The following is a 23045-nucleotide window of genomic DNA, read 5'->3' as shown; positions in this document are numbered from 1 at the left end:
TAGCAAACGTTTGTTCTAATTCATTTTATCAAATATTTAGGAGACTTTCAAACCAAAAAAATAGAAGTCCTAGACTTCTATAACGACATAATCATTTTCTTTACGTCTGTTAAATCTTTTTTTCTTAAGAGCGTTCTTAAGGTTTCTATTAACTCAGCATTGTTGATCTTTCTAGAATGAGCGATAATCGCTTCTAAATCCGGATCCTCATGGTAGACTAAGTTTAAAATATCATCCAACAACTCAATTTGCCCTTCTAACCTTGCCTGATCTAATTTTTCTCTCATAATGTTCACCTCTTACTAGATACATACCCCGATCATAAAATAATCAATCATCTACTATTTGTAAGAACTCGTCATCCATCATGATATGTATATTTCTAGAAAATGCCCGATCTAGCTTAGACCCAGGCCGCTGACCCATGACCAAAACAGTTGTTTTACCAGTTATGTTGGAAGTGATGCTTGCCCCATGTTTAATTGCAAGCTTTTGCATATTGATTCTTGTGTACTTACTTTTTCCTGTGAAGCAGATCACTTCACCCTTTAAATTAAATCTCATAAGGCTATTATAGTTATTATAAGTATCCAATTCAAGTCCTAAGTATGACTAAGTTCCTTTGCATATAGGTCACATAGGGTATTTTCAAAGTGATCAGAATGGGCCTTCACCCACTCAAACTCTAAATATTTACCTTTTGAAAGTTCGTTGAAGCGTTTCCAGTAGTCTATATTCTTAACTTTTTCACCATTAACCGTCATCCAGTCGTTAAGTTCCCAGTAGATAATCCATTCTGTTAAACCTTTTCTGACATACTGACTATCTGTTACAATCCTAATTTTTTCTACATCACTTAAGACTTCAAGACCTCTGATAGCGGCAATTAACTCCAGAAGATTGCTGCTTTCACCTTGAACAGCTTCATGGTAAAGTGTGTATTTGCCATCTGTATTTTCATGTATAAAGACGATGCCGCCTCTACCGTATTTTTCATTGTAGGATGCATCAGTATAAAGTTTATCAATTGATTTCACACCCTTAGCAAGAACATAGTTCTTATTTGGGACTTGTCTCTTATCTAAAACAAGTATCTTACCCCGGTCGTTATAGGCAGCAATATCTTTACCGGAAGTAAATACAAAAGTCAGTTTAAAACCGACAAAATAAGTATCTAGCCTCTTGTTATGCAGCATCTTTCTAAGCTGATATTCATTGTTTTTAAAGGTCATGATAAAACCCTCATTTTCCACAAATTCGAGCTTTTTTTCTCTTGGTTCAAATCTTACATGACAGCATTCTCTATGGTCACTTAATTTGATAAGGTAGCCTTCTTTGTTATGATCTATTATTTCCATTTGGTATATTTTATGTTCCATTTCACCCTCCATCCTCATCATAACACAAAGAACCGCAATACTGCGGTCCTATAGTAGGTTCTCTAACAAATTTATTTGAGCCTTAAGTTTATCTTGGTCTTCTTCCGAAACATCCATCATAAAGCCTGATAAAACTTGCATATAATTATCCAGCACAGAAACAATTCTTTTCTCCGTCATAGAATCTACAGTTTCCTCCATGGTAACATAGATCTTTAGCATCTCCACGGTTTCATTGGTCTTAACGATAAACCTATATATATCATTAGAATCTCGTCCTGATAGAATCTCTATCTGGAGCTTTTCAACAATGGTATGTATTTTTTTTCTAATGACCTGACTTTCAACCAAGTCCTTTAAATCTATAAATGTTGATCTGTGGTCAAGAAAGTCTCTTTTCATGACTTCATCCATATCCATCAAGTTTAAGTTATGTTCTAGATCACCTTCATATTGTAACATGGATAAAATAGAAGCATCCGGATAAAGTTGTAAGGACTTTGGCTGATAGTTATCAAAGAAAGAACGTTTTTCAAAACCATCTAATTGTGTATTGTCGTGGATCGTGACTGCTGGTCTTCTTTCATAAGATGAGATGTTTAAAGTATCAAAGACTTCTCTATCCTCATTCTTTAGTCGTCCCCTTAAAAGTTTATTATGGCTGACCGTCAAGTGACCACCAAGTTTGATACATACCTCGTTGTCTAAACATTTGCCTCTCTTGCTTCTTGGATTATCATAAAGATTACCATGTATTAAAATATCCTCACAACCTCTGATATGAAGTTTACTGTTGTTTAGGTTATTGTGTGTTATATGGCATAGTTTAGCTGATCTTATTTCAATCAACTGATTGGAAGGCGTAAAGAAGTTGCCAGTTACTTTAAGGTCACCCGTCGACTTGCCACCATTTAAAATCACAGCAAGCTTGTTGTTGTCAAAATAGTTTTCCTCAACAGTGACATGTTTGATGTTTTGATCATCCATAAATAGTGCCTTATCATTATCGATAAAAATATTGTTTTTAACTACAAGTTCAGCTTTTAACTTGTTTATTTGCATCACTGCAGTCATGTTTATGGCTCTCTTTTTACAGTGTCTGAAATCATTGTTAATAAATAGTGTTTCTAGATTATTACCGTCATTCAAGACACTGACACCATGGTCCACACTCTTGATGGTATTGCCTTCTAGTCTAATCTTATCAATGGTTGAAAGTCTAACAGCCTCTTCATTCATAACCTTATTATCAATTTTATTAGCTTTTAGATACAAGTGATAGGCACCCTCTACAAGGATTTGTTTGACGTCTTCATTGGAAGACAAACGAAGATGTTTGCTTCTAATGGCAGAAAATCGTCTAAAACTAGATGCATTTACCGACACCTCACCACATTGATTGGCAATGATTTTACCATCACTCATTTTATTACCACCGAAGTTAACTGTCCCTTTGATCTTGTCAAACTTGATGGCACTGATCAGGTCATCACCAGAGTTAATTGTATTATCATTAAAAAATAAAACGCGACCAGCTTCATAAGAATTTTGAATTAAGAAATTTAAAGTCTTTTCTGTATGAAAGACATTACCGCTGATTAAGGATTCTTGTCCACTTTCAATACCATCCAGTATAAAAAATCTCGGTTTAGATACCCTAGGTTCCTTAGCCAGTGTGAACTCATTCTTTTCGATTTTATAGTTGTGTATTTTAGTCATTCTTAGAAAGTTAACAGGACACGTTACCTTGTTTTCTATAAGCTCAACGTTTTTTACACCATGCATTTCTAAAGCCAGAATGCACATGTTTATAGTAAGGTCATTATTAATCAGACTCAGCCTATGACCATGCATATGTTTAATTAAGCCAGCATCTGAAGTGATTTTATTGTCTTTTAAGGCTAAACTTGAGTCTTCAGACCATATAGCTGCATATAGGTCTTTCGACTGTTTTTTAATATCAAAGTTACATCCTTCAAACGATACCTGGCTTTTCTTTAATAGGATATTTGCATCAAAGTCTGTTTCACCGATTGATATCTTTAACTTGGATAAATTGACCTCAGCATTTTCTATAATCAGCTTTTTTTCACTTAAAATAAGGACACTATTTACTAAACCGACTATATCAATAGACTTATTGATATAGATGGTTTCATCATACACTTGATTCTCTAATGTAAGTCTATCGCCATGGTTCATGTGATTGATGGCATCTTGTATTGAAGTATAATTTTTTATATCTAGTATTTTATTATCCATAATTATCTCCTTGTCATAATCATAGCAAGTTTTATTTTTAAACTCAAATGGCCATTTTTGTATTATAATAAGATTAAGACAAGTCTATAAGTATTGAAAATAGCCACTTGCCTGATATTACTTCAATATTTTTTTAACATCTTGGAAGGATATTTTTAATGTGTTTCTAAGAATTCTTTAATATATAGGCCCTATAATAGAGTTAGAACAAGAAATTACAGATTGGAGTGTCGTATGAATAATCACGAAACAGTTATACAACTTACAGAAAATGATCAGTTAAGTCGTCAATTAAATAGACTTAAGCCAGAAGAGATGGAACGTATAAATGAAATTCGTTCTACAATCACACCTGATAATCCAGCACATATCATCCAATATGGTATGAAAGCTCAAACTAAAATCTCAAATTTTGCAGATACTGTAATCTCTGAATATAAAAACAAAGATACAGGTTACGTAGGTGAAATCGTTAAACGATTGATGATCCAAGTCAAAAACGTAGATATGGATGAATTAGAGCCTAAGAAAAAAGGTCTTTTCTTTAAAGGTAAAAATAAGGTAAGAAACTTTGTTGCAAACTTCGAAGGCATCTCTAATCAAATAGACAACATCGTTAAAGAGATGGAAGATGCAAGACTTAAGCTAATGAAAGATATATCTATGTTAGATGTCTTATACGATAAGAATAAATCCTATATAAAAGAACTAGATATGTACATCATCGCAGGTGATATGGAAATTAAAGCTCTAGATGAACAAACAATTCCACAGCTTAAACAAGAAGTCATGTTAACAGATGATTTATTTGAAGCCCAAGCCTTACAGGAAACCATAGAATATAGAAACCAATTTGAAAAGAAGCTACATGATTTGAAACTGACACGTCAAATCTCTATCCAAGCTTTGCCTCAGGTTAGATTGATTTCTATGACCAATCAAGAGCTTGTCAACTCTATTCAGTCTTCTGTTATCAACACGATTCCACTTTGGAAAAACGCTGTGGTCAATGCAGTTACTTTAACTAGACAGAAAAAAGCCCTTGAGATGCAAAAGTCTATCAATGATATGACCAATGAGCTTTTACTACAAAACTCTAAACTTCTTAAAGAAAATACCCTTGGTGCTGCAAGAGAAGTACAAAGAGGTGTTGTGGATATAGAAACTTTAAAACAAGTCAACTCAGACTTAATTTCAACTATAGAAGGCGTACAAAAGATTTGTGCTGAAGGTCAAGAAAAACGTCGTGTTGCAGAACTGGAACTTGTTGAAATGGAGCAAAACCTGAAACAAAAGATACTATCAGCATCCAACTAAAAAAAGCCATTACTGGCTTTTTTTCATGTCTTTCATATGAAATATTATTGCTGCTTGAAAAGATTCTTCAGTAGTCCTTACATGATCATCTATCCTATCCATCAAAGTTTGACTGCCGTTATATTTAACAGGCTTCCTACCATCAATCCTATCAAGCATTTTCATTATTTCAAACTCTTCCTTTACCTCTTTCGCATCAGAGCAGTTAGAGCAAATAGTATAATAACGGTTGTTAGTAGCAAATAAATGCAAACTTGGAATTAGAAATGTTCTGAACCTTAGCAAATAATGGTCTACTTCTTGACCACAAAAGCCACATGTCATTGTTTTTATATTTTTATAGTAACTGTAATGACCAGTTCTATACTCTGTTCCCATGTACATAAAAACCTCCTACGAAGATGCTGCAACAGCTGTTGATGCAGAAACAGCTGCAATCATGGCAGCTTGTTGAGCGGCTATAATGGATTGGATTGATACTTGTAAACTAGTAGTCATAAGACTTGTTTCTTTTTCTTTTACATATTCACTGGCTATCAAGGCAGATGCAATCATCACATTCATGCCTTTACCTAACCACTTGTAACCCTTTTGAGATCTTAAGGTATTTGAAGTCTCAACTAAGGCATTTAAAAGTTCATCATTTTCGTCATCTAGTAAAGTCATCAAACCAATTGCAGGATAATAATCCGAAGTTATGTTTAACTTGTTTTCTTTTAAAGTTCTTTTTATTTGAACACATCTTTTAACAGTTGACTGAACATCTCTTTCACTAAAAGATAGTATATGAGATAACATCTGTAGACCATTGGCTTTAGAAAAGCCCTCTGAACTCATAGCACTGTAGTACCTCTCTAAGACTTGAGGATCACGACCCGAGTTAGCTAAGAGTATGGCCAAGGCATAATCATCACCACTGGTTAAGAAAGGATGATTTTTCTTCATATCATCATAAACGCCTTTTGCTCTTTCAGCTAGCATGTTGGGACTCATTTCATCACACTTCAATAAAGCGTATAATGCAGTTGGCAAGTATGTAGATTGTTTAAATCCTACAGACTTCAGTGTATCTTGATATCTTAACATGGTCTCTAATTGACTAGAAGGGTCATCATATTCAGCTGTTAGAAGACCAGCAATTGCAAACTGCATGTTACCCCTAAAAGGTGAAAACATGCCTGTCCTCTCTTTTATCTCTTTATTAAAAGCCTTGATATATTCTGAATCAACCTCTTTGTCTTGAATTACATAATTTAGGGCAACTAGATGTTTACTTAGATCCAACTCCCATTTAAAATCTTTTTTAAGCTGTTCATAGTTTTTCGTAATATCTTCTATTTTTAAATCGTATCTCTTCTCCATACTAACCTCCTTTGTTCTCTATCCATATTATAGCCTATAATAGAAAACTTTTGATGCTTCAGGCTTGAAAATGCAAGACAAGAACATAAAAATACAAAAGAAGCATAAAATATGCTTCTAAAGACTTTTTACTGACTGACCTTCTTTGAATTTTACTTCATGTTTTATAACAGAAATGAAGTCCTTATTTAAAAGTTCTAATAAGAGCTCCCCTGTCTTTATTCCAAAAGCAAGAGGATTCTGTTCTATAACCGTTAAAGAAGGTTTAATTAAATGTGGTGTTGATATATCGCCATATGCAACCAAGGAAATATCATCAGGTATCTTTAAACCGGCTTCAAATATTGCTCGCATAGCACCTTCAGCCATTTTGTTATTGGATGCAAATAAAAGACTTGGATAATCTTTTTGAAGAAGTTTACCTACTGCTTCAAAAGCAATCTCTGCATGATAACCACCTTCTATGACATAGTCATCTTTTAAAGGAAGTCCATGTTTACTTAATGTTGCAGCAAAAGCAGCCATTCTTGTTCTGGCTGTTTCCATAGCGTGAACACCCTTGATAATGCCAAGAGAACGATGGCCTTTGCTGATACAGTATTCTATTAAGTCAACTGTATTTTTAAAGTTTTCTTCTCCTACAAAACTGACATCTAGGCCTTCTATTTTTGAGTCAATCATGATAATTTTTAAACCATCATCTATAAACTCTTTAATGGACTTACCAGACGATTGACAGGTTGCCAGTATAACCGCATCCACTCGTTTGTTGTGGAGGGTTTGTAATACCTTGTCTTCCTTTTCGGGATCATCCTCAGTAGAACATATCATCAAGGTATAGCCCTTAGAGGTAATGATGTTTTCTATCCCTTTGGCTATTTCCATAAAATAAGAATTCGAGATATCAGGTACAACAAGACCAATCATAAATGTCTTGTTCATTTTTAAACTTTTAGCTATTGCATTGCCCTTATAACCAGTTTTCTTAACGGCAGCCATGACTTTTTCATATGCGTCTTTGCTGACCGGATAATTACCATTTAATACTCTTGAAACTGTTGCAGTTGATACACCTGCTTCTTTTGCGACTTTCTTTATTGTTGACATAATCTCTCCTCTTTAAGATTATACCACGAAACTCATATTTGTTTAGATGTTAGCAACATCCTTTTTTCAAAATTATATTTGCATATAAAGCAGGTTCTGATGTCGCAATGACTGCATAAGCTTCCTTGGCAATATCATAAAACTTGAATCTATCCACACATTCATAAGTAAAATCATAAGATCCTAAAATATTAAAGTAGTCTTTCCATATAGGGGGTTTTACTTCAGAATCGTTATCCATTAATATAACCGGCACTTGTGCTGTATCTAAAGGATAAAGCTTCAAGATAGCTTCTAGCAATGAAGATACATTATGACCATCCGCTCTGATAACACGGTGGTGGACACTAGCAGAAGGAAAATTACCATCTGCAATAACAATGTTATCACCATGCCCCATTTCCATTAAAACCTTCAATAAATCTGGCGAAAGAATTTTAGGTATACCTTTTAACATAAGTCACCTCCAGTAAGCGCTTTAACATCTTCAGAATTCGGCAATGATGGAATGGCACCATTTTTAGTTACAGAAAGTGCTGCTGCACCGTTTGCATATCTAACAGCTTCTTCTATAGACAAGCCCTTTGTTGTTGCTGCAGCAAAAGCACCATTAAAACAATCACCAGCAGCTACAGTATCTATAGCTTCAACTGGATACCCTTTAATGACTTTTACCATATCTTTATTTACTATTAAAGCCCCCTTAGAGCCAAGTGTTACAATAACATTTTTTACACCCTTGCAGATAAGTTCTTTAGAAGCATCCACAACATCTTGAGTGGTCTTACATGTGCGACCTGTTAAAATTTCAATCTCAGTTTCATTAGGTGTTAAAAAATCAACTCTTGAAAGCAGCCTATCATTTAAAACAGACGCAGGTGCAGGATTAAGTAGAAATGGCACTTGATTGTCATAACACTTATCTGCAACAGCCATAACAGTTTCATAAGGAATCTCCAGTTGACACATAACCATATCAACATCACGTAATTGGGTATCTAGATGTTCTAGTTCTTCTTTTTGATAGGTCATGTTTGCTCCTGGGACTACAACAATTCTGTTTTGACCGCTAGAGTCTATTGTAATAGATCCTACACCTGTCGTCATATTTTTTTCTATATATGTATGACTGATATCAACATGTTCTTCTTTCATCGTATCAATCATCATCTTACCATTTGCATCATCGCCAACTTTCCCTGACATAGATACCTTAGCACCCAGTCTAGAAGCGGCAACTGCTTGATTGGCACCTTTACCTCCTGGATATACACTAAAAGTGTTACCTAGTACCGTTTCACCAGGATAAGGCATTTTTTCTGTTGTTACAACTAAGTCTGTCACATATGATCCTACAACTAAGATATCCATTATGCCTCCTTAAGTTCATCTTCTAATTGACTACCTAAAGAACCACCTGGATGATAAAGTAAGAAGTTCTCTTTTTTGAAGCCCCTCATCTCAGATAAGGTAACAGCTAAAGCATCACCTATTACTAAAGACAATAACGAACTCACTGTTGGTGCCAGATTAAGATGGTCAGCTTCTGAAGAATATGAGTATGCCAAGACAGCATCACATGCATTACCTACAGTCGATGTTTTCTTAGATGATATAAGTATTTTTTTACAACCTATTCTTTCTAATGACGGCAACATGTTTTTTACTTCGCTCGTTTCACCACTATTTGTAATTAAAACGACAACATCATCATGATTTACCATACCTAAGTCACCATGTAAACCTTCATCAGAATGCAAGAAAAATGCTGGTGTACCTGTACTTGCAAATGTTGCTGCAAGTTTTTTTCCAATATGACCTGATTTACCAACTCCAGAAAATATTACTTTCCCATCACAAGCCTTTAAAATATCAAGTGCTCTGACATAATCATCATCTACTGATTTGTGCAACTCGCTAACTGCAAGCATTTCAGAGTTTATTGCTCTTTTTATCAAATCTTTTTTATCCATCTTTAACCTCCATAGTAATCGTTTACTAGTAATCGATTACTATGATACATCTCTTATTTAATTTTGTCAAATCTAAAAAGATAAAAAATTCAGTTCAATAAGAAACCATCAGCGAACGCTTACTAATGAAAACTACTTTAAAACGAAAAAAACGTTCATTACGAACGTTTCTTAGACTTTTCTTTTTCTATATACATATCTTCATCAGCTTCTTTAATAATGGTTTCTACATCCTTAATATCTCCAGCTTCGTAAATGGATTTTCCGATAGAAAGACCAAGTTTTTTACCAGTTGGAATATCCACTTCTCGCCCTAACCATTCCTCTAAAAGCGGTTTAAAATGCTTCTCAGTTTCAAGTGCATCCTGGATGGTTTTTATGATCCTAGGTAGTACACCATGCTTAGCACTTGGTAAAAGGATGATAAACTCATCACCGCCATACCTACCAATAAAATCAGATGCCCTAACCTGTCTTCTCAGAAATTGAATCACTTCTATTAAAATCAAATCACCAATATCATGACCAAAAGTATCATTGTAGTATTTAAAATTGTTTAAGTCTATAAAAAGTACAGCAACACTGGCGTTTTTATAGTCTTTAATGTTGAAGATAATGGACTCTAATTCTGAAACTATCTGCATGCGGTTCATAGACCCTGTTAAAGAATCGGTAGTAGCAAGATTGTAAAGTCTGTCATTGGCATCCTTTAGATCTTTCGTTCTTTCCTCAACTTGTCTTTCTAAATCCTCTGACTGTGCTTTCAAATCAGAGATCATTTCATTGTATGTTTTAAATAATCGTGTGACTTCATCATTTCTTTTTTCTACTGTTTTACTAATAAGAGCAATCTCTTTTTTCTCACTTGCATTTGTTAAGTCTATGATAGGCTTGACGATTAGATTAACAACTAGTCTTGACAAACCAACGGTCACAGCAAATATCAAGATAAAAAGAATGAATATCAACATTTTAAAGTCTTCGTATAGTTCTTCGTAGTCCTCTTCTTCCATAGTGATAACAACAAACCAACCTGGTGTATTGTCTACTTGAGCATAGGTCAGTTTATAATCTACGTCTTCATATTCAAACATGTAAGCACCAAAGTCATCAGTCTTCATCAAGTGTAACCATTCATCTATTTCTGTTGATAAAATACTGTCATATTCTCTTACATTTTCTAATTCTTCAATAAGATAATCACTTGATGATAAGACCCAACCTTCAGTATTTAGTAGAATAGCAGATGTTAAGCCAAATGTCTGTGGCATAATCAAATATTCCCTTAAAGCATTTAAATCTACATAAGCAGTTAAGTAGCCAAGTTCGGTTTCATCTCTCACTACAGGAAGACTTAAAGTAGTTAAAAGGCCATATTCATCATGTAGATAAGGACCTGTTATCAATAAATCAGAAAAGGAATAATCGACTAAATCTGCATCAAACAAGGGCATATCATTATTGGATGATAAAATCACCTTATCACTTCGTACAAATGACATATTGATTATAAAGTCAAACTCTGTAGTGATTCTTCTCATAGCGTCAACTTGTATTCGATAGTCAGTTGGATTATCTAGGATAATGTTCTTTTCAATTCTTAACAAACTCTCTATTTCACTGATAATAATGGAGAACTCATTTGCATAAGCTATCGTGGTATTTAACTGATGCTCTCTTTGAAAATCACTTAAAAATTCTAACCCAGCTAAAGTCACTAAGAACAAAATAATCACAACAAGTACTAGTACATACACATTAATAATAAAGTTATGTCTTGATCGAATTGAAGTAAACATATGGCCTCCTTCTTATATATATGCCCACTTTGTAATAAGAAAATCACATAAAGGGCCCTAAAATCAGCCATAAAGTTGTAATATGTGTAAAGAAAGGAGCTACTATGTATAAATTAATGAACAACGATGAATTTAATTCTTACATGGTTACAAAATACAAAAACCATTTGAATATAAGAATCATAAAAAACATTGGCAAATCAAAAGATGCTGAGTATGATACATTTCTAGTTGTTGATAAAGGCAATCTAATCGTTGCTGTTGATGATTCACTTTTAAAGTTGGAACAAGGTGATATTATTGAAATACCGCGTTTTTCGCATTATCAGCTCTTTTCAAAAGGCACCTCTATTGTTTATCAATATAGAAAAGGTCACCTTTCAAATTCAAAATTCAATAAAAAAAACTCTACTAAGTAGAGTTAATTGTCAGGCACTTTATCCACAACAATTGGAAAAGTGCTTATCTCTGAATATATGTAAGATGTATCAAAATACTCATAATCACTGTAATTGCCGTTATGCCACACCACTGTAGAAAAACTAAGTATGCCTTCATTATAATCAACATCTGCGATCTCAAAGCCTTCTTTTGAATCGACAATGATTTTCATATCTCCATTATCAACATTAACTCGGTAAACATCTCCTCCTTGGGAGATGTTACTTTGGTAAAAACCTACCAGGGAAAGAACTTGACTGTCATTAAGCCATATAGCCGATTTTATTGCCCTATCCTTGTCAATAAGCGAATCAATCTCTTCAGATTCTACTCTTACCAACTCATCTTTATAAATAAACAAAGTACCACTTAAATCCAAACCTACATTTTCGACAAATGCTAATCTTTCTTTATCTGGACTGATACTTGGTTTGGATAATATGCCACTTTCAAGTGTTAAGAACGCTTCATCCTTACGAATGATAATCTCACTACATAGTTCCATTTTAAAGTAAGCATCACTTGGTTTATAAAAAACTTCCCTATTATCTGACATTTCACCTAAAAAAACATATCCCTCTAATGTAGGTACTTCCTCTACAACTTCTATTTCAGTTTCTTCAACAGGATCACTTAAATCAACAGAAACAGTATTTTGATTCACTGTTTGAGATGTATTATCAACTGACTGACAACCTATTAGAGTGAAAGCAATAAGTAATACTAATAATCTTTTCATATGACTTCTCCTCTATATCATTATAGAGTAAATATCACAAAAAGAAAAATCCTCTATTGAGGATTACTTCACTGGACATACACCATTTATGCAGTCTGAATCAATTGCTGCACCGTTTACAACATTCAATTCTTCATCTAATACTGCTCCAACTCGTGGATTACCGTTAATTTCGCTAATCTCATGTCTTGTACCTTGATCTGTAAAAACAAATGGGTAATTAATAAATTCAATCTTCATATCATCCTCCAATTTTATTCCCTATGGTAAAAGAATAGCACTTAAAAAAATAGAAGATAAGACTTGACTTTTTGTCCTTATTTTGAGTTTCAGTCTATAACATTATTTGAAGTTATAATTTTTTTTATCTAATAAAAACAAGAAAATTCAATTATTTCGAAGAATTTTCAACCCATTTCTTAATCTCAACTCTATGCAACAGTAACAATCAATAAATAGACTATTTCTAATTCCTAGTCATTGAATCTTTTATATAGTATCGAGTCATGCTGCTGATTACGATGTGTCAAATATGAACTTATTGCCATTACTTCACTTTGACTAATTTCTTCATAGCCATACTTCTTATAAAAGTTAAGCGACCAATAAAACTCTTTAGGGACACTGATAACAGAACAATCTATATCTCCTTGGCACATATTAAAATAAAACTTAAGCATATCCCTACTCAAATGTGTTCCTTGAAATGCATTTCTTACATACATACCATTTAATACCGAATAAGAGTCAAAGTTCTTAAACGCAAGCCAACCGATTATCTCATCTTGTACCGCTATATGATAGACCTTATTTTCGTTTAAAAGGTCTACAATTTTCCCTTCATTTGCATTCATCCACAACTCATCAGGATATTTACGTATGGCATCTTTATAACATTCAAGAAGTTCTTTTGTGTTTTCCTCATTGGATCTAACAAAATTATTTAACATCGTCATCATACTCCAAACCGTTGTTTATACAAAATTTTATTGCACATTTCTTATAGGCATCGTTTTTAAACTTAAACCAGTCCTCCCTGATTCCCATTGTAAAGACCAGATCCTGAAAGTATCTAAAGGCACCTTTTCCTGAAATAGCTTGTTTCAACTTGACCTTTATAAAATCATCCTTAACTGTAGATATAAAATTTTCCATCATTTTATATTCATTGATTTCATATTGAGACGGTAGTGAAACAAAGTCACCTTCTTCAAGCATTTGATAAAAATTGTCTTTTTCCTCCTGCGTATTAATCAGGTCATCAATAAAAACAGTTTTATTGTTAGAGACATCTAAATAAAATTCAGTCGTCTCTGATGTAAACTCTAATGCTTCTAAAATAATTGATAATTTCATCCAATGCCCTCCTTTTAAATAAATACTGCAAAAACCTAAATTAGAATGACCTAATTAGCCACTCTTTTTTTACAAACCTCATATTTATTACATGAATCACATACACCCTCTTTACACCTGATAGGCAAAATGAATTGATCCTTTGATGCTAGATCATTCATAGATTTTAGCATCTCAAGTATTTTCTTTTCGTCATTACTACCTAATGTAATGATTTCATCTCGTGATCGCCACCTAAGCACAATGCGATTCCCACCTTCAAGAAATAATATAGTCCTTGCTTTAAGAATTGCTATATACTTATTCTTGTCATTTGATTGATAACATAAAATTTTTTCATTGTTAAAATTCAAATAGGATTTCTTGTATGTGATGTTGTAATCTTCTGAATGGCACCACTCAAAGGGAATGTTGTCTTCCCTAAGGCTATGACCCATATAGAATAATGTAGTCATTAATATAACTACAAGAAAACTTACAACAATGTGCATAAAAATTCTCCAACAACTATAATAGCTACTGCTGTATAGAATGCAAAGTTGATTCTCCTTTTCTCAATAGGTTGAACTGGAACTTTCTTCTTTAACCAAAATGATTTCTTGCAACTTACATACTCATCGATGTCATCTAAATATAGTTTCATTACGCCCCCTAATTAAACTATGCAATATATTTTAACTCATTCATTGAATGAGACATTCTAAATCCTTTTTGGATTACTAAAATTCTTGGAATATCATTTTTGCCTAAGATTCTTGGAATATCATTTTCACCTAAGATTCTTGGGATATCATTTTTGCCTAAGATTCTCGGAATATCATTTTCGCCTAAGATTCTAGGGATATCATTTTTGCCTAAGATTCTTGGAATATCATTTTCGCCTAAGATTCTAGGGATATCATTCTTACCTAAAATTCTTGGAATATCATTTTCACCTAAGATTCTTGGAATGTCATTTTTTCCTAAGATTCTTGGAATGTCATTTTCACCCAAAATTCTTGGAATATCATTTTCGCCTAAGATTCTAGGGATATCATTCTTACCTAATATTCTTGGAATATCATTTTCACCTAAGATTCTCGGAATGTCATTTTTTCCCAAGATTCTTGGAATATCATTTTTGCCTAAGATTCTTGGAATATCATTTTCGCCTAAAATTCTAGGAATGTCATTTTTACCTAAGATCCTTGGAATGTCATTATCACCTGCATATGCAGTTGTTGCAAAGGCAAATACCAATCCTAACACCATAGTTAACATAATAATTTTTTTCATAAGACCCCTCCTAGAACACTTGTATATTTCACAAAATCGAAATTTTTATTTTTTCTTATATCTTATTATAGTATAATAAATTAGATGCACATACCCGATTAAAGTCGGGATTACCAGAGGAGTGGAAATGTTTACAAGTTTTGACACAGTTAAGTTTGGAGCCTATTTGAGAAGTTTAAGAAACTCACTAAAATACTCTCAGGCAGATGTAAAAAATAAAATAGGAATTAATACAGATACATTGAGAAAAATTGAAGCTGGTCTTGTGGTACCTAGATACGATACCCTTGATTTACTATCATATGTATACAAAAAAGATTTGCTGAATGAACTCTTAGCATATCGTAACTCCAATCTCTATTTTCAGTATTATTCAAGACTAGATGACTTAATTTTTAACTATGATATTGATAAACTTAATGATTTAGAATCTGACTTTATAGAATTTACGTCCAATAAAAAAGATCCTGAACTGGTCAATGTAGTTGTTGAGTCACAATTCAAATTAGTATTAAAGGGGATTTCAGAATTTTATAAAGGCAATTCACAACATGCTAAGGATACTTTTATAGAGTCTTTAAGATTAGGTATTCCTGATTTTGAAGTTATCAATCATAGACATTATAAATATACTTTTTTTGAGACAAGAATTCTTTTTTTATTGGGTATCAGTTTAAGTGAAAACAACGAACCTGCACTATCAGATTCCATGCTTATTCATTGTTTAGATATGTCAAACTTTGATCCACAAGCTACCTTTTCCGAAAAGCTAATGATAACAAAAATATATTTTAACTTAGCATATAATGGACATAAAGTTGATAATCAGGAAATGGCCATTATGTATGCCGATAAAGGTATACAATTTTGCCTAGACAACCACATTAATTATTCTTTAGCAGGGCTTCTCTATAGAAAAGGTGTAGCTTTAATAAGTTTGGACGATGATGAAGGAAAAGAACATATTAGAAACTCTATTGCTTTACTTAGAATCTGTAGTCAGGATGATTTAGCAGACCAATATGAAAAAATTGCAATAGAATATTATAATCTAAATGAGCAAGCCTAAGCTTGCTCATTATTATAGGATACTATCTTCAATTTTCATTCCGAACGCTGTTTCAAAGTATGCTTTTAAGGCATCAACATTTTCTTTAGTTTCACTTTGAGCACCATCAAATCGACCTGAATCTTTTGTTGATTGAGTTTTATCAACATCATCATTATCTAAAATCTGAACCAACTCTTCTTTGTTATAGTCATACATGTAATTAAAGCCTGTACCCATCATAGAAACATATTTGTATCTATGACAAATATTTTCTTCTACATTAAAGTTATAGAATTCCACAGTTGGATTACCTTCTGCATCTGTAATCTGCATATTTACTGTCTTATTTTCTTTGTCTACTGTAATCAACAAACCGCCATCTAAAGGACTAGTTTCAGTGTCTAAACATGTAAGTATACCATTGTCTTCTTCTAGCTTTAACACAGAATCATTTGCACTAGATGCTCCACATCCAACAGCACTCATCACCATCATAACTACCATTAATAATACTAACCATTTTTTCATTTTTAAATCCTCCTAAAATATTTTGTCCTCTATATCTCCCTCAACAGATAAATATGTCTGTTTAATAAGATCCATTTGCTCACTTGTGGCATCCCAATAGCCACGCTGTTCGTATTCCATTAAGCTTTCCAAAACTTCTATATAAGCATATTTGTTGTTGGCCTTCATTCTTTCAACCATGTCAGGATCATCCACATAAGTTTCATGCATCTTATCATAAATCCATGATTCAACTTCGCCAGTTGTGGCAGTTAGCCCCATTACATTTTCGAATCTTTGTGCAATTTCTTGTGCACCATGAAAGTCATGCTTTAACATACCGTCTATCCATTTAGGATTTAAGAGTCTTGATCTAATTCCCCTAGCTATAGACTTAGAAACCTGTTCGGTCTCAATTCTTTCGTTTGTCGTATCAGAAATATATATTTTTACTTTTTCACCACGCGCTTGTTCTACTGCTTTTGAAAGTCCACCAAAAAATTCATAATAATGATCCAAATCAGTTACTTCGTATTCATTGTTACTCCTAAGCTGAGAAACCATTTCTACACCTGTTAAGTTGCTTTGATACAATTGTTTGAACTTATGTCCTCTGTGGTTAGTTGTGTATACATGCTGCATTCTATCCGTAAATGATTCTGCAAACACTTTCTCATTTTCCCAGTTTTTAGTTTCAATAATACTCGTAATGCCTGTTCCATATTCTGCTTCAGGTGGCCCAAATATACGAGCAGTAGCCAACTCTGAAATACTCGATTCAGATAACATCTGATCTTTAAGTAGTTCTATATTCTTTTCGCTGTTTTTCTTGAGATAGTTCATTTCTACTGGTTCATCTAATAATGAAATTTTTAATGATAACTTGTTTAAATCTTCAATTAGATTTGGAAACATATCTCGAAAAAATCCGCATATGTTGATTGTTACATCAATACGTGGTCTCCCCAGTTCTTCAAGTGGTATAATCTCGTAGTCTGTTGACCATTGATATGAAGACCTCTTCACGCGAACACCCCAATAAGTTAAAATTTGTCCTATAGATTCCCCTTGAGTTCTTGAGGTTTCTAGCCCCCATAATACCACGCCTGTAGAAATAGGGGATTTTTCATGATCTCGCTTGTACGCCTCTATTGTTTTTTCAGCAATTATCTGCCCTCGTTTCATTGCTGTATGACTCGGTACCTTTCGTGGATCAAACTGATAAAGATTGTAACCTGTTGGCATTACTTCTGGCGAACGATAAATATCTCCAGCTAGTTTTGATTTGTTGTAACGTCCATTCAAACTCCTCATAAGATTACGTGTTTCATGATTGATCTGACATGACTTATAAAGTGATTGACCATACTCAAGTGTACTCTTGTAAGCGTCATAATGATTACCATTAAGATAAGACTTTAGGATTTTTTCTGATGCTTCATTCAACCTCTGTAACTCTTTGAAATTACCTTTTTCTAATAATACATCGTAATCATATCCTTTATTTTCAGAAATAAGCCGTGGTAATGATTTAATGTCACCATGTGATTGTAAAAGTACAGCCTTTACATAATTAAAAGCTTCTGATGCATTATAGTTTTTTCCAAAAACATGTAAGCCATTTGGTATTAGCGACTGGTCCATCCTATAGAGTTCATGCTCTATGTCGTCTATTGTCTCAGGTAAATGATGTTTCTCAGCTAATGCAAGTATATTTGCCATGACTTGATCAACTCTTGTCGGCGCTTTTAAGAGAGCTTCTCTATATTCATCAATCATCTCATTTAAGGCAATGAATTCACCATATAAATCACCTGGAACAAACTCAGAAGGTTGATAGCCTAAAAGATTTGCATGTGAACGCCTTTTGGCGATCATAGCTTCTGATGGATTTGAGGCATAATAAAGATACATATGAGGTAAATGCCCAACCAACATATCAGGAATGCAATCTTTTGACATGCCACATTCTTTACCCAGATTAAACTCCAAAGTACCATGGGTGCCTACATGTATAATAGCGTCAGCTTTATACTCGTTTTCTAACCAATCATAAAAGGCGAAGTACTGCTCATGAGGCAACAGGTCCTTATCATGGTAAAGTTTATCCGAGTCCTCGTGGATGCCTCGAGAGGGTTGTAATCCTACAAAAACATTACCTAAATCTAAACCAGGAATAAAAATATCCTTTTCATCACACATGACATTAGTATCATGCCATTGGTCTTTAACTTGCTTATAATATGTATTCGAGAGAAAGTTTTCCTTAAACTTCTTTCGATTATATTTAATCATCAATTCAGAATTATGATATTTAGAAGAATTTACTAAACCCTTTTCTGTAAATGACTCTAGTAATTCTTGGCTAGTGAGTTGTTCTAATTGATAGCCTTCAGTTTTCAAGTCCCTTAATAGCTTCTCTATGCTTTTAAAAGTATCTAAGAATGCTCCACCAAAAACATTGGCTTCACCAGGAGGATAGTCATAGCAAATGATTGCAACTTTCTTTTCTTTATTATCCTTTTGTCTCAGAAGTAATTGACGCTTAATTCGTTGTGCACATTTTTCTAAGCGTTCTTCTATGATTTTAAGTTTTTTAATTTCAACTTTAAATTCCTCATCATAAGTAGGTTCGTCCATAGCACCAAGTGGCATAGTCTCAATGGCACCGTCAAACTCAGACATCATTACTGATATTGTGAACTCTGATGTAGAAACACCTTGTTTGGATGAAAGCCATTCACTCTCTTTTCTTCTAGACATAAAGAAAGGATGAAAATACGGTACACCTAAGTTTTCCAAGATATTGATTGCCTTATCAGGATTACCACCCATGGGTCCTGCGGATAATCTAAAGGACATAAAGTTAACCACCAAATCAACATCATGTACTTTCAATATTTTTTCAAGAACATCAAACGCCTCTGTACTAGGACTAGAAAATGCTATTGGTAATACATTTGAAAAATGATTAATTCTTTCACAAAACTGATCAACACATTCAGCTGTATCGTTTGGATAAGTATGACCATAATAGAATACTGCAACAGTTTGCCTATTAGGTAGATAAGCGTAAGCATCTTGTTCCTTATAACTTCTAGTTTTAGGATTGCAAATACCTATTTCAGGTATGGTAATTGGCTTATCTGGTTTTTCAAGTGATTTATAGCCGCCATAATCTCTAAGAATCAAAATCAGCATACTCTTGATATTGGCTTCATCAGCCAAGGCAAAGTATTTGGTGATAGCAGATAAGTTCATCATGTCCTTCATCTTATTAGGTACAAAGGATTCCATTTTATCTACCATTTTGCTCATTTCCTTCATGGCTTTCATATCAGGCTTTTTCGACTTCATTTCATCTGGCTTAAAACTACCCAGCTTTGTGTATTGTCTTGCACTTCTCCCATATGGGATGATGTCTGCATGAGTCTTCTTTAAACACTCATCAATTTTTTGGCTAAGCATTTCAGGTGTGCCCATTAAATCAACCATTACCATGTCACTGGTTAATAAGGCTTCTTCCATTTCTTTTATTTTTTTATTTGATATGCTTCTAGCAGCGTAAAACACCTTAAGTTCCAGTTTATCTTGAAAAAGCTCTCTGTATTTACGATAGACTGAAATCATAGTATTGATGCTAGAAGTCGATACTGTTACAAGTGTAAACTTCAATTGATACTACTCCTTTTTATCACTGATTTCGGATAAAAAATTGGTTTTTTTGATACTTCATCCGATTTAACAACTGCCGTTACATTAAATACTTTTTCTAATGTTGATGCATTCAATATTTCCCAGGGTGTTCCCTCTTGATAAAGATGCCCCTCCTTAATGACAAAAACATGGTCTGAATATCTTGCTGCATGATTGATGTCATGTAAGACCATTAAAATCGTAAGGCCTTCACTTTTATTTAAGTCAGTAATCAACTCCATGATTTCTAATTGATGAGCAATATCTAAGAAAGTCGTCGGTTCATCTAATACCAGTAAATCAGGTTTCTGCGCAAGTGCCATAGCAATCCAGGCTCTTTGTCTTTCACCACCAGATAAAGTCGATATCTTCCTGTCGGTTAAAGATTCTAAACCCGCCTTAGAAATGCATTCGCTTATGATCATTGAATCTTCACTGTTCTTACCTTTATACCATTCTTTATGCGAGAATCTCCCATAACCCACCAACTCTTTTACGGTTACATCATTCATCCCCGAATGCGTTTGAGTGAGTACTGCCATGGTTTGTGCAACTTTTTTTGAACTCATTTTATTGATCAAGTGATTATGCAATAACACTTGACCAGAGGATACTTTAACATTTCGCGTTAAGGCTCTTAACAGCGTTGTTTTACCAGAACCATTAGGACCTATAATCGCGTAAATTTTGCCTTCATTAATCTCTAAACTAACATCAGAAAGGATTTTATTAGTTCTTATCCTTACATCTATATTCTTTGCAACCAACATTAGACACTATCCCTTCTTAACAAATACAAGAAAAATGGTGCACCAAGTACCGCCATTACAACACCTACTGGAATCTCTGTCGGAGAAAAAGCCATTCTGGCAAAAGTATCTGACACCATAACAACAGTAGCACCTAAAAAAACCGATCCTGGAAACAAGTACTTATGATTATTGCCTATGATCAATCTAACTGAATGCGGTATTATTAACCCTACAAAACCGAGTAGACCAACTACTGAAACCGCACTTGCTGCCAGTAGCGCAGCTAAAGCTGTCAAACCTAGGCGTGTCACCTCAACATTAAGGCCTAGCCCCCTTGCAGTATCATCACCTAATACCAGAATATTGAGTCTTTCAGAAAAAATTAAGACACAGACAATACCAATAAGCGTATATGGCAAAATAGTAAATACTTCTGGCCATGACCGTGTAGACAATGAACCGTTCATAAATGTTAGGGCACCATGAACCCTATCAGAATAAAAGACCATCAACGCAGAAATGCCTGCGCCTAAAAAAGCTGAAACAGCTACGCCTGCTAGTATCACCCTAATAGGTTGTATACCGCCCTTCCAAGCCAATACATAAATAAGTATTGCAGCTCCCATAGCGCCAACAAAAGCACCGATTGGCACTAAAAATTGATATTGAGGAAATAAAATCAATATGACGATCCCTACTAAACCAGCACCACTTGAAATACCAATGATACCTGGATCAGCAAGCGGGTTTCCCATTACACCTTGAAGAATACAACCTGCTAAGGCTAAGTTGATACCAACCAGAGCAGCTGTTAACATCCGTGGTAAACGGATGTTCATAATGACTTTGGCTGCAGTTGAATCAGCTTGATTAAATATCGCATCTACAATAGTGTTCAGATCAACATTCATACTACCAATTAAAACACCTATAATGAATGCTGCTAGAGCCGCTAGAAAAAAGCAAAAGATAATGATTCGCTTAAAAGTCTTATTGTCTCTATTCATCTAGCTCACCATATATTTGAGGGTAGACCCCTTTTGCCATATACTCTATTGCATCTACATACTTATGACCCGCATTGTATAAGAAATACTCTTGTGGTAAATATAAGACACGATTTTCCTGTACTGCATCTATAGTTTGCCATACTGGGTTAGAATCAAATTGTTCTTGCATGGTCTTTTTTGCAGCTTCATTGGAAGAGATCATTGAAGTAACCAAGATCATGTCAGGATTCTTTTCTGCAATATACTCAACATCAAGAGGTGTGGTTTCACTTCCAATCGTATCTGGCATCAGGTCAGATGCAATATTCTTCATTTCAAGTATAGCTGCAACATCACCTGCTATGGAATTGTCTAGCTTTACTGATAAAGACGCTGAAGTAACATATAAAATGACGACACTCTTTGGTGTATCCGGTAATTTACTCGTAATAACTTCTTTTTTACTATCCATTTCACTTATAATTTTTTCTGCTTCTTCTTGGTTATCAAGTATTTTCCCAAAAGCTCTTATATGGTCTATAACATCACTGTAGCTTCTCATATGAAAAAGAGCAGTTTCCTTTTCAATTTTCTCTAAGCCACTTGCAAGTCCACTTTGAACACCCATCTGAGCTATTACAAAATCTGGATCAATTTCTGCAACTTTTTCGACATTGGTATTGTATACAGCACCAGCTGAAGGGAGGGACAAAATTTCATCACGATAAGCTTCATCCAACATAGCAGAATCTACATCCGTCGAACAGACGCTTTTTCCACCTAATCGATACCACAAATTTAGAAATGTTCCAGACATAACAGCATAGTTTTCGGGCTTTTCCTTGATAGTAAACTCATGATTCATATAATCCGTCAAAAGAAAAGGATATGAATCACCTTCCACCAATAAATTATGTTCTTCTTTTTCCCTCGTCTCCTTAACAGAAGCATTTACCATTCCACCCATTTTGGCCTGTCCGCTACCACAAGACCATAAGAGGCATGATAAAGTTAAACAAATTGTTATCAGCTTTTTCATC

General features: G+C 34.1%; 26 protein-coding genes. 3 read left to right on the top strand and 23 right to left on the bottom strand.

Going from position 1 to position 23045, the window contains the following annotated elements:
- Nucleotides 1–77 precede the first annotated feature (77 nt).
- Genes EZV73_RS03350 through EZV73_RS03335 form a run of 4 tightly spaced genes read right to left on the bottom strand, consistent with a single transcriptional unit; the run spans nucleotide 78 to nucleotide 3641 of the window.
- A complete protein-coding gene (locus EZV73_RS03350) occupies nucleotides 78–287 on the bottom strand; it encodes a hypothetical protein (RefSeq protein WP_240838282.1) in 210 nt (69 codons plus the stop codon).
- A gap of 43 nt (nucleotides 288–330) precedes the next feature.
- On the bottom strand, nucleotides 331–594 hold the full coding sequence (locus EZV73_RS03345) for a BRCT domain-containing protein (protein ID WP_240838280.1): 264 nt from the start codon (nucleotides 592–594) through the stop codon (nucleotides 331–333).
- 8 nt (nucleotides 595–602) lie between these two features.
- Nucleotides 603–1379, bottom strand: coding sequence for a ribonuclease H (locus EZV73_RS03340; protein ID WP_240838279.1), 777 nt, complete (start codon nucleotides 1377–1379; stop codon nucleotides 603–605).
- Between the two features lie 48 nt (nucleotides 1380–1427).
- Complete coding sequence (locus tag EZV73_RS03335) at nucleotides 1428–3641, bottom strand: right-handed parallel beta-helix repeat-containing protein (protein ID WP_240838278.1); 2214 nt, start codon at nucleotides 3639–3641, stop codon at nucleotides 1428–1430.
- Between the two features lie 234 nt (nucleotides 3642–3875).
- On the opposite strand from EZV73_RS03335, the gene EZV73_RS03330 reads away from it, so the two are divergent.
- Entirely contained in the window at nucleotides 3876–4958 is a 1083-nt protein-coding gene (locus EZV73_RS03330) for a toxic anion resistance protein (protein ID WP_240838277.1), read from the top strand.
- A gap of 9 nt (nucleotides 4959–4967) precedes the next feature.
- On the opposite strand, the gene EZV73_RS03325 is transcribed toward EZV73_RS03330, so the two are convergent.
- The 7 genes from EZV73_RS03325 to EZV73_RS03295 form a co-directional block, all read right to left on the bottom strand.
- Nucleotides 4968–5342 (bottom strand): hypothetical protein, encoded by a 375-nt coding sequence (locus EZV73_RS03325; protein ID WP_240838276.1) that lies wholly within the window; start codon nucleotides 5340–5342, stop codon nucleotides 4968–4970.
- Between the two features lie 9 nt (nucleotides 5343–5351).
- Entirely contained in the window at nucleotides 5352–6320 is a 969-nt protein-coding gene (locus EZV73_RS03320; RefSeq protein WP_240838275.1) for a DUF4003 family protein, read from the bottom strand.
- A 117-nt stretch (nucleotides 6321–6437) separates the two neighbouring features.
- The gene (locus EZV73_RS03315; protein WP_240838274.1) at nucleotides 6438–7427 is read right to left on the bottom strand and encodes a LacI family DNA-binding transcriptional regulator; all 990 of its coding nucleotides are present in this window, start codon (nucleotides 7425–7427) and stop codon (nucleotides 6438–6440) included.
- Nucleotides 7428–7476: 49 nt separating this feature from the next.
- A complete protein-coding gene (locus EZV73_RS03310; protein WP_240838272.1) occupies nucleotides 7477–7884 on the bottom strand; it encodes an RbsD/FucU family protein in 408 nt (135 codons plus the stop codon).
- Entirely contained in the window at nucleotides 7878–8798 is a 921-nt protein-coding gene (gene rbsK / locus EZV73_RS03305) for a ribokinase (protein ID WP_240838270.1), read from the bottom strand. Before rbsK ends, EZV73_RS03310 begins: the two co-directional genes overlap by 7 nt.
- Nucleotides 8798–9400, bottom strand: a complete 603-nt coding sequence (locus EZV73_RS03300) for an SIS domain-containing protein (protein ID WP_240838268.1) — start codon at nucleotides 9398–9400, stop codon at nucleotides 8798–8800. Before EZV73_RS03300 ends, rbsK begins: the two co-directional genes overlap by 1 nt.
- 158 nt (nucleotides 9401–9558) lie before the next feature.
- Nucleotides 9559–11199, bottom strand: coding sequence for a diguanylate cyclase (locus EZV73_RS03295; protein ID WP_240838267.1), 1641 nt, complete (start codon nucleotides 11197–11199; stop codon nucleotides 9559–9561).
- A 104-nt stretch (nucleotides 11200–11303) separates the two neighbouring features.
- Here EZV73_RS03295 and EZV73_RS03290 point away from each other — a divergent pair, with 104 nt between their 5' ends.
- A complete protein-coding gene (locus tag EZV73_RS03290) occupies nucleotides 11304–11618 on the top strand; it encodes a hypothetical protein (RefSeq protein WP_240838266.1) in 315 nt (104 codons plus the stop codon).
- A 2-nt stretch (nucleotides 11619–11620) separates the two neighbouring features.
- On the opposite strand, the gene EZV73_RS03285 is transcribed toward EZV73_RS03290, so the two are convergent.
- The 7 genes from EZV73_RS03285 to EZV73_RS03255 form a co-directional block, all read right to left on the bottom strand.
- Entirely contained in the window at nucleotides 11621–12379 is a 759-nt protein-coding gene (locus EZV73_RS03285) for a DUF4652 domain-containing protein (RefSeq protein ID WP_240838264.1), read from the bottom strand.
- 63 nt (nucleotides 12380–12442) lie between these two features.
- Nucleotides 12443–12619 carry a hypothetical protein gene (locus tag EZV73_RS03280; RefSeq protein WP_240838262.1) on the bottom strand — a complete coding sequence of 59 codons (177 nt, stop codon included), beginning with the start codon at nucleotides 12617–12619 and terminating at the stop codon, nucleotides 12443–12445.
- 233 nt (nucleotides 12620–12852) lie between these two features.
- A complete protein-coding gene (locus tag EZV73_RS03275) occupies nucleotides 12853–13329 on the bottom strand; it encodes a GNAT family N-acetyltransferase (RefSeq protein WP_240838259.1) in 477 nt (158 codons plus the stop codon).
- On the bottom strand, nucleotides 13319–13735 hold the full coding sequence (locus EZV73_RS03270; protein ID WP_240838257.1) for a UPF0158 family protein: 417 nt from the start codon (nucleotides 13733–13735) through the stop codon (nucleotides 13319–13321). The genes EZV73_RS03275 and EZV73_RS03270 overlap by 11 nt, the downstream gene beginning before the upstream one ends.
- Before the next feature lie 50 nt (nucleotides 13736–13785).
- Nucleotides 13786–14226, bottom strand: a complete 441-nt coding sequence (locus tag EZV73_RS03265; RefSeq protein ID WP_240838255.1) for a hypothetical protein — start codon at nucleotides 14224–14226, stop codon at nucleotides 13786–13788.
- Entirely contained in the window at nucleotides 14211–14378 is a 168-nt protein-coding gene (locus tag EZV73_RS03260) for a hypothetical protein (protein ID WP_240838253.1), read from the bottom strand. The genes EZV73_RS03265 and EZV73_RS03260 overlap by 16 nt, the downstream gene beginning before the upstream one ends.
- A 17-nt stretch (nucleotides 14379–14395) precedes the next feature.
- A complete protein-coding gene (locus tag EZV73_RS03255) occupies nucleotides 14396–15010 on the bottom strand; it encodes a hypothetical protein (RefSeq protein WP_240838251.1) in 615 nt (204 codons plus the stop codon).
- Between the two features lie 127 nt (nucleotides 15011–15137).
- Between EZV73_RS03255 and EZV73_RS03250 the strand changes: the two genes are divergently transcribed.
- Nucleotides 15138–16079 (top strand): helix-turn-helix domain-containing protein, encoded by a 942-nt coding sequence (locus tag EZV73_RS03250; protein ID WP_240838249.1) that lies wholly within the window; start codon nucleotides 15138–15140, stop codon nucleotides 16077–16079.
- A gap of 12 nt (nucleotides 16080–16091) precedes the next feature.
- Here the strand turns inward: EZV73_RS03250 and EZV73_RS03245 are convergent, their stop codons facing one another.
- The 5 genes from EZV73_RS03245 to EZV73_RS03225 are packed head-to-tail and all read right to left on the bottom strand — an operon-like array spanning nucleotide 16092 to nucleotide 23044.
- A complete protein-coding gene (locus EZV73_RS03245; RefSeq protein ID WP_240838248.1) occupies nucleotides 16092–16589 on the bottom strand; it encodes a hypothetical protein in 498 nt (165 codons plus the stop codon).
- A gap of 12 nt (nucleotides 16590–16601) precedes the next feature.
- Entirely contained in the window at nucleotides 16602–20243 is a 3642-nt protein-coding gene (locus EZV73_RS03240; protein ID WP_240838246.1) for a cobaltochelatase subunit CobN, read from the bottom strand.
- Nucleotides 20240–21034 (bottom strand): ABC transporter ATP-binding protein, encoded by a 795-nt coding sequence (locus EZV73_RS03235; protein ID WP_240838245.1) that lies wholly within the window; start codon nucleotides 21032–21034, stop codon nucleotides 20240–20242. Before EZV73_RS03235 ends, EZV73_RS03240 begins: the two co-directional genes overlap by 4 nt.
- Entirely contained in the window at nucleotides 21034–22023 is a 990-nt protein-coding gene (locus tag EZV73_RS03230; protein ID WP_240838244.1) for an iron ABC transporter permease, read from the bottom strand. The genes EZV73_RS03235 and EZV73_RS03230 overlap by 1 nt, the downstream gene beginning before the upstream one ends.
- Nucleotides 22016–23044 (bottom strand): ABC transporter substrate-binding protein, encoded by a 1029-nt coding sequence (locus tag EZV73_RS03225; RefSeq protein WP_240838243.1) that lies wholly within the window; start codon nucleotides 23042–23044, stop codon nucleotides 22016–22018. The genes EZV73_RS03230 and EZV73_RS03225 overlap by 8 nt, the downstream gene beginning before the upstream one ends.
- Nucleotide 23045 lies beyond the last annotated feature (1 nt).

Source organism: Acidaminobacter sp. JC074 (genome assembly GCF_022496765.1).
Lineage (GTDB): Bacteria > Bacillota > Clostridia > Peptostreptococcales > Acidaminobacteraceae > JABXKX01.
The sequence above is the reverse complement of the archived record's forward strand: the minus strand, read 5'-3'. Positions and strand labels throughout refer to the sequence as shown.

Coding starts and splice junctions, on each gene's coding strand:
- EZV73_RS03275 (WP_240838259.1), bottom strand. CDS start 13,329: ATGTTAAATAATTTTGTTAGATCCAATGAGGAAAACACAAAAGAACTT.
- EZV73_RS03335 (WP_240838278.1), bottom strand. CDS start 3,641: ATGGATAATAAAATACTAGATATAAAAAATTATACTTCAATACAAGAT.
- EZV73_RS03290 (WP_240838266.1), top strand. CDS start 11,304: ATGTATAAATTAATGAACAACGATGAATTTAATTCTTACATGGTTACA.
- EZV73_RS03280 (WP_240838262.1), bottom strand. CDS start 12,619: ATGAAGATTGAATTTATTAATTACCCATTTGTTTTTACAGATCAAGGT.
- EZV73_RS03225 (WP_240838243.1), bottom strand. CDS start 23,044: ATGAAAAAGCTGATAACAATTTGTTTAACTTTATCATGCCTCTTATGG.
- EZV73_RS03250 (WP_240838249.1), top strand. CDS start 15,138: ATGTTTACAAGTTTTGACACAGTTAAGTTTGGAGCCTATTTGAGAAGT.
- EZV73_RS03300 (WP_240838268.1), bottom strand. CDS start 9,400: ATGGATAAAAAAGATTTGATAAAAAGAGCAATAAACTCTGAAATGCTT.
- EZV73_RS03270 (WP_240838257.1), bottom strand. CDS start 13,735: ATGAAATTATCAATTATTTTAGAAGCATTAGAGTTTACATCAGAGACG.
- EZV73_RS03255 (WP_240838251.1), bottom strand. CDS start 15,010: ATGAAAAAAATTATTATGTTAACTATGGTGTTAGGATTGGTATTTGCC.
- EZV73_RS03325 (WP_240838276.1), bottom strand. CDS start 5,342: ATGTACATGGGAACAGAGTATAGAACTGGTCATTACAGTTACTATAAA.
- EZV73_RS03340 (WP_240838279.1), bottom strand. CDS start 1,379: ATGGAACATAAAATATACCAAATGGAAATAATAGATCATAACAAAGAA.
- EZV73_RS03330 (WP_240838277.1), top strand. CDS start 3,876: ATGAATAATCACGAAACAGTTATACAACTTACAGAAAATGATCAGTTA.
- EZV73_RS03260 (WP_240838253.1), bottom strand. CDS start 14,378: ATGAAACTATATTTAGATGACATCGATGAGTATGTAAGTTGCAAGAAA.
- EZV73_RS03310 (WP_240838272.1), bottom strand. CDS start 7,884: ATGTTAAAAGGTATACCTAAAATTCTTTCGCCAGATTTATTGAAGGTT.
- EZV73_RS03285 (WP_240838264.1), bottom strand. CDS start 12,379: ATGAAAAGATTATTAGTATTACTTATTGCTTTCACTCTAATAGGTTGT.
- EZV73_RS03320 (WP_240838275.1), bottom strand. CDS start 6,320: ATGGAGAAGAGATACGATTTAAAAATAGAAGATATTACGAAAAACTAT.
- EZV73_RS03315 (WP_240838274.1), bottom strand. CDS start 7,427: ATGTCAACAATAAAGAAAGTCGCAAAAGAAGCAGGTGTATCAACTGCA.
- rbsK (WP_240838270.1), bottom strand. CDS start 8,798: ATGGATATCTTAGTTGTAGGATCATATGTGACAGACTTAGTTGTAACA.
- EZV73_RS03350 (WP_240838282.1), bottom strand. CDS start 287: ATGAGAGAAAAATTAGATCAGGCAAGGTTAGAAGGGCAAATTGAGTTG.
- EZV73_RS03235 (WP_240838245.1), bottom strand. CDS start 21,034: ATGTTGGTTGCAAAGAATATAGATGTAAGGATAAGAACTAATAAAATC.
- EZV73_RS03230 (WP_240838244.1), bottom strand. CDS start 22,023: ATGAATAGAGACAATAAGACTTTTAAGCGAATCATTATCTTTTGCTTT.
- EZV73_RS03265 (WP_240838255.1), bottom strand. CDS start 14,226: ATGCACATTGTTGTAAGTTTTCTTGTAGTTATATTAATGACTACATTA.
- EZV73_RS03245 (WP_240838248.1), bottom strand. CDS start 16,589: ATGAAAAAATGGTTAGTATTATTAATGGTAGTTATGATGGTGATGAGT.
- EZV73_RS03295 (WP_240838267.1), bottom strand. CDS start 11,199: ATGTTTACTTCAATTCGATCAAGACATAACTTTATTATTAATGTGTAT.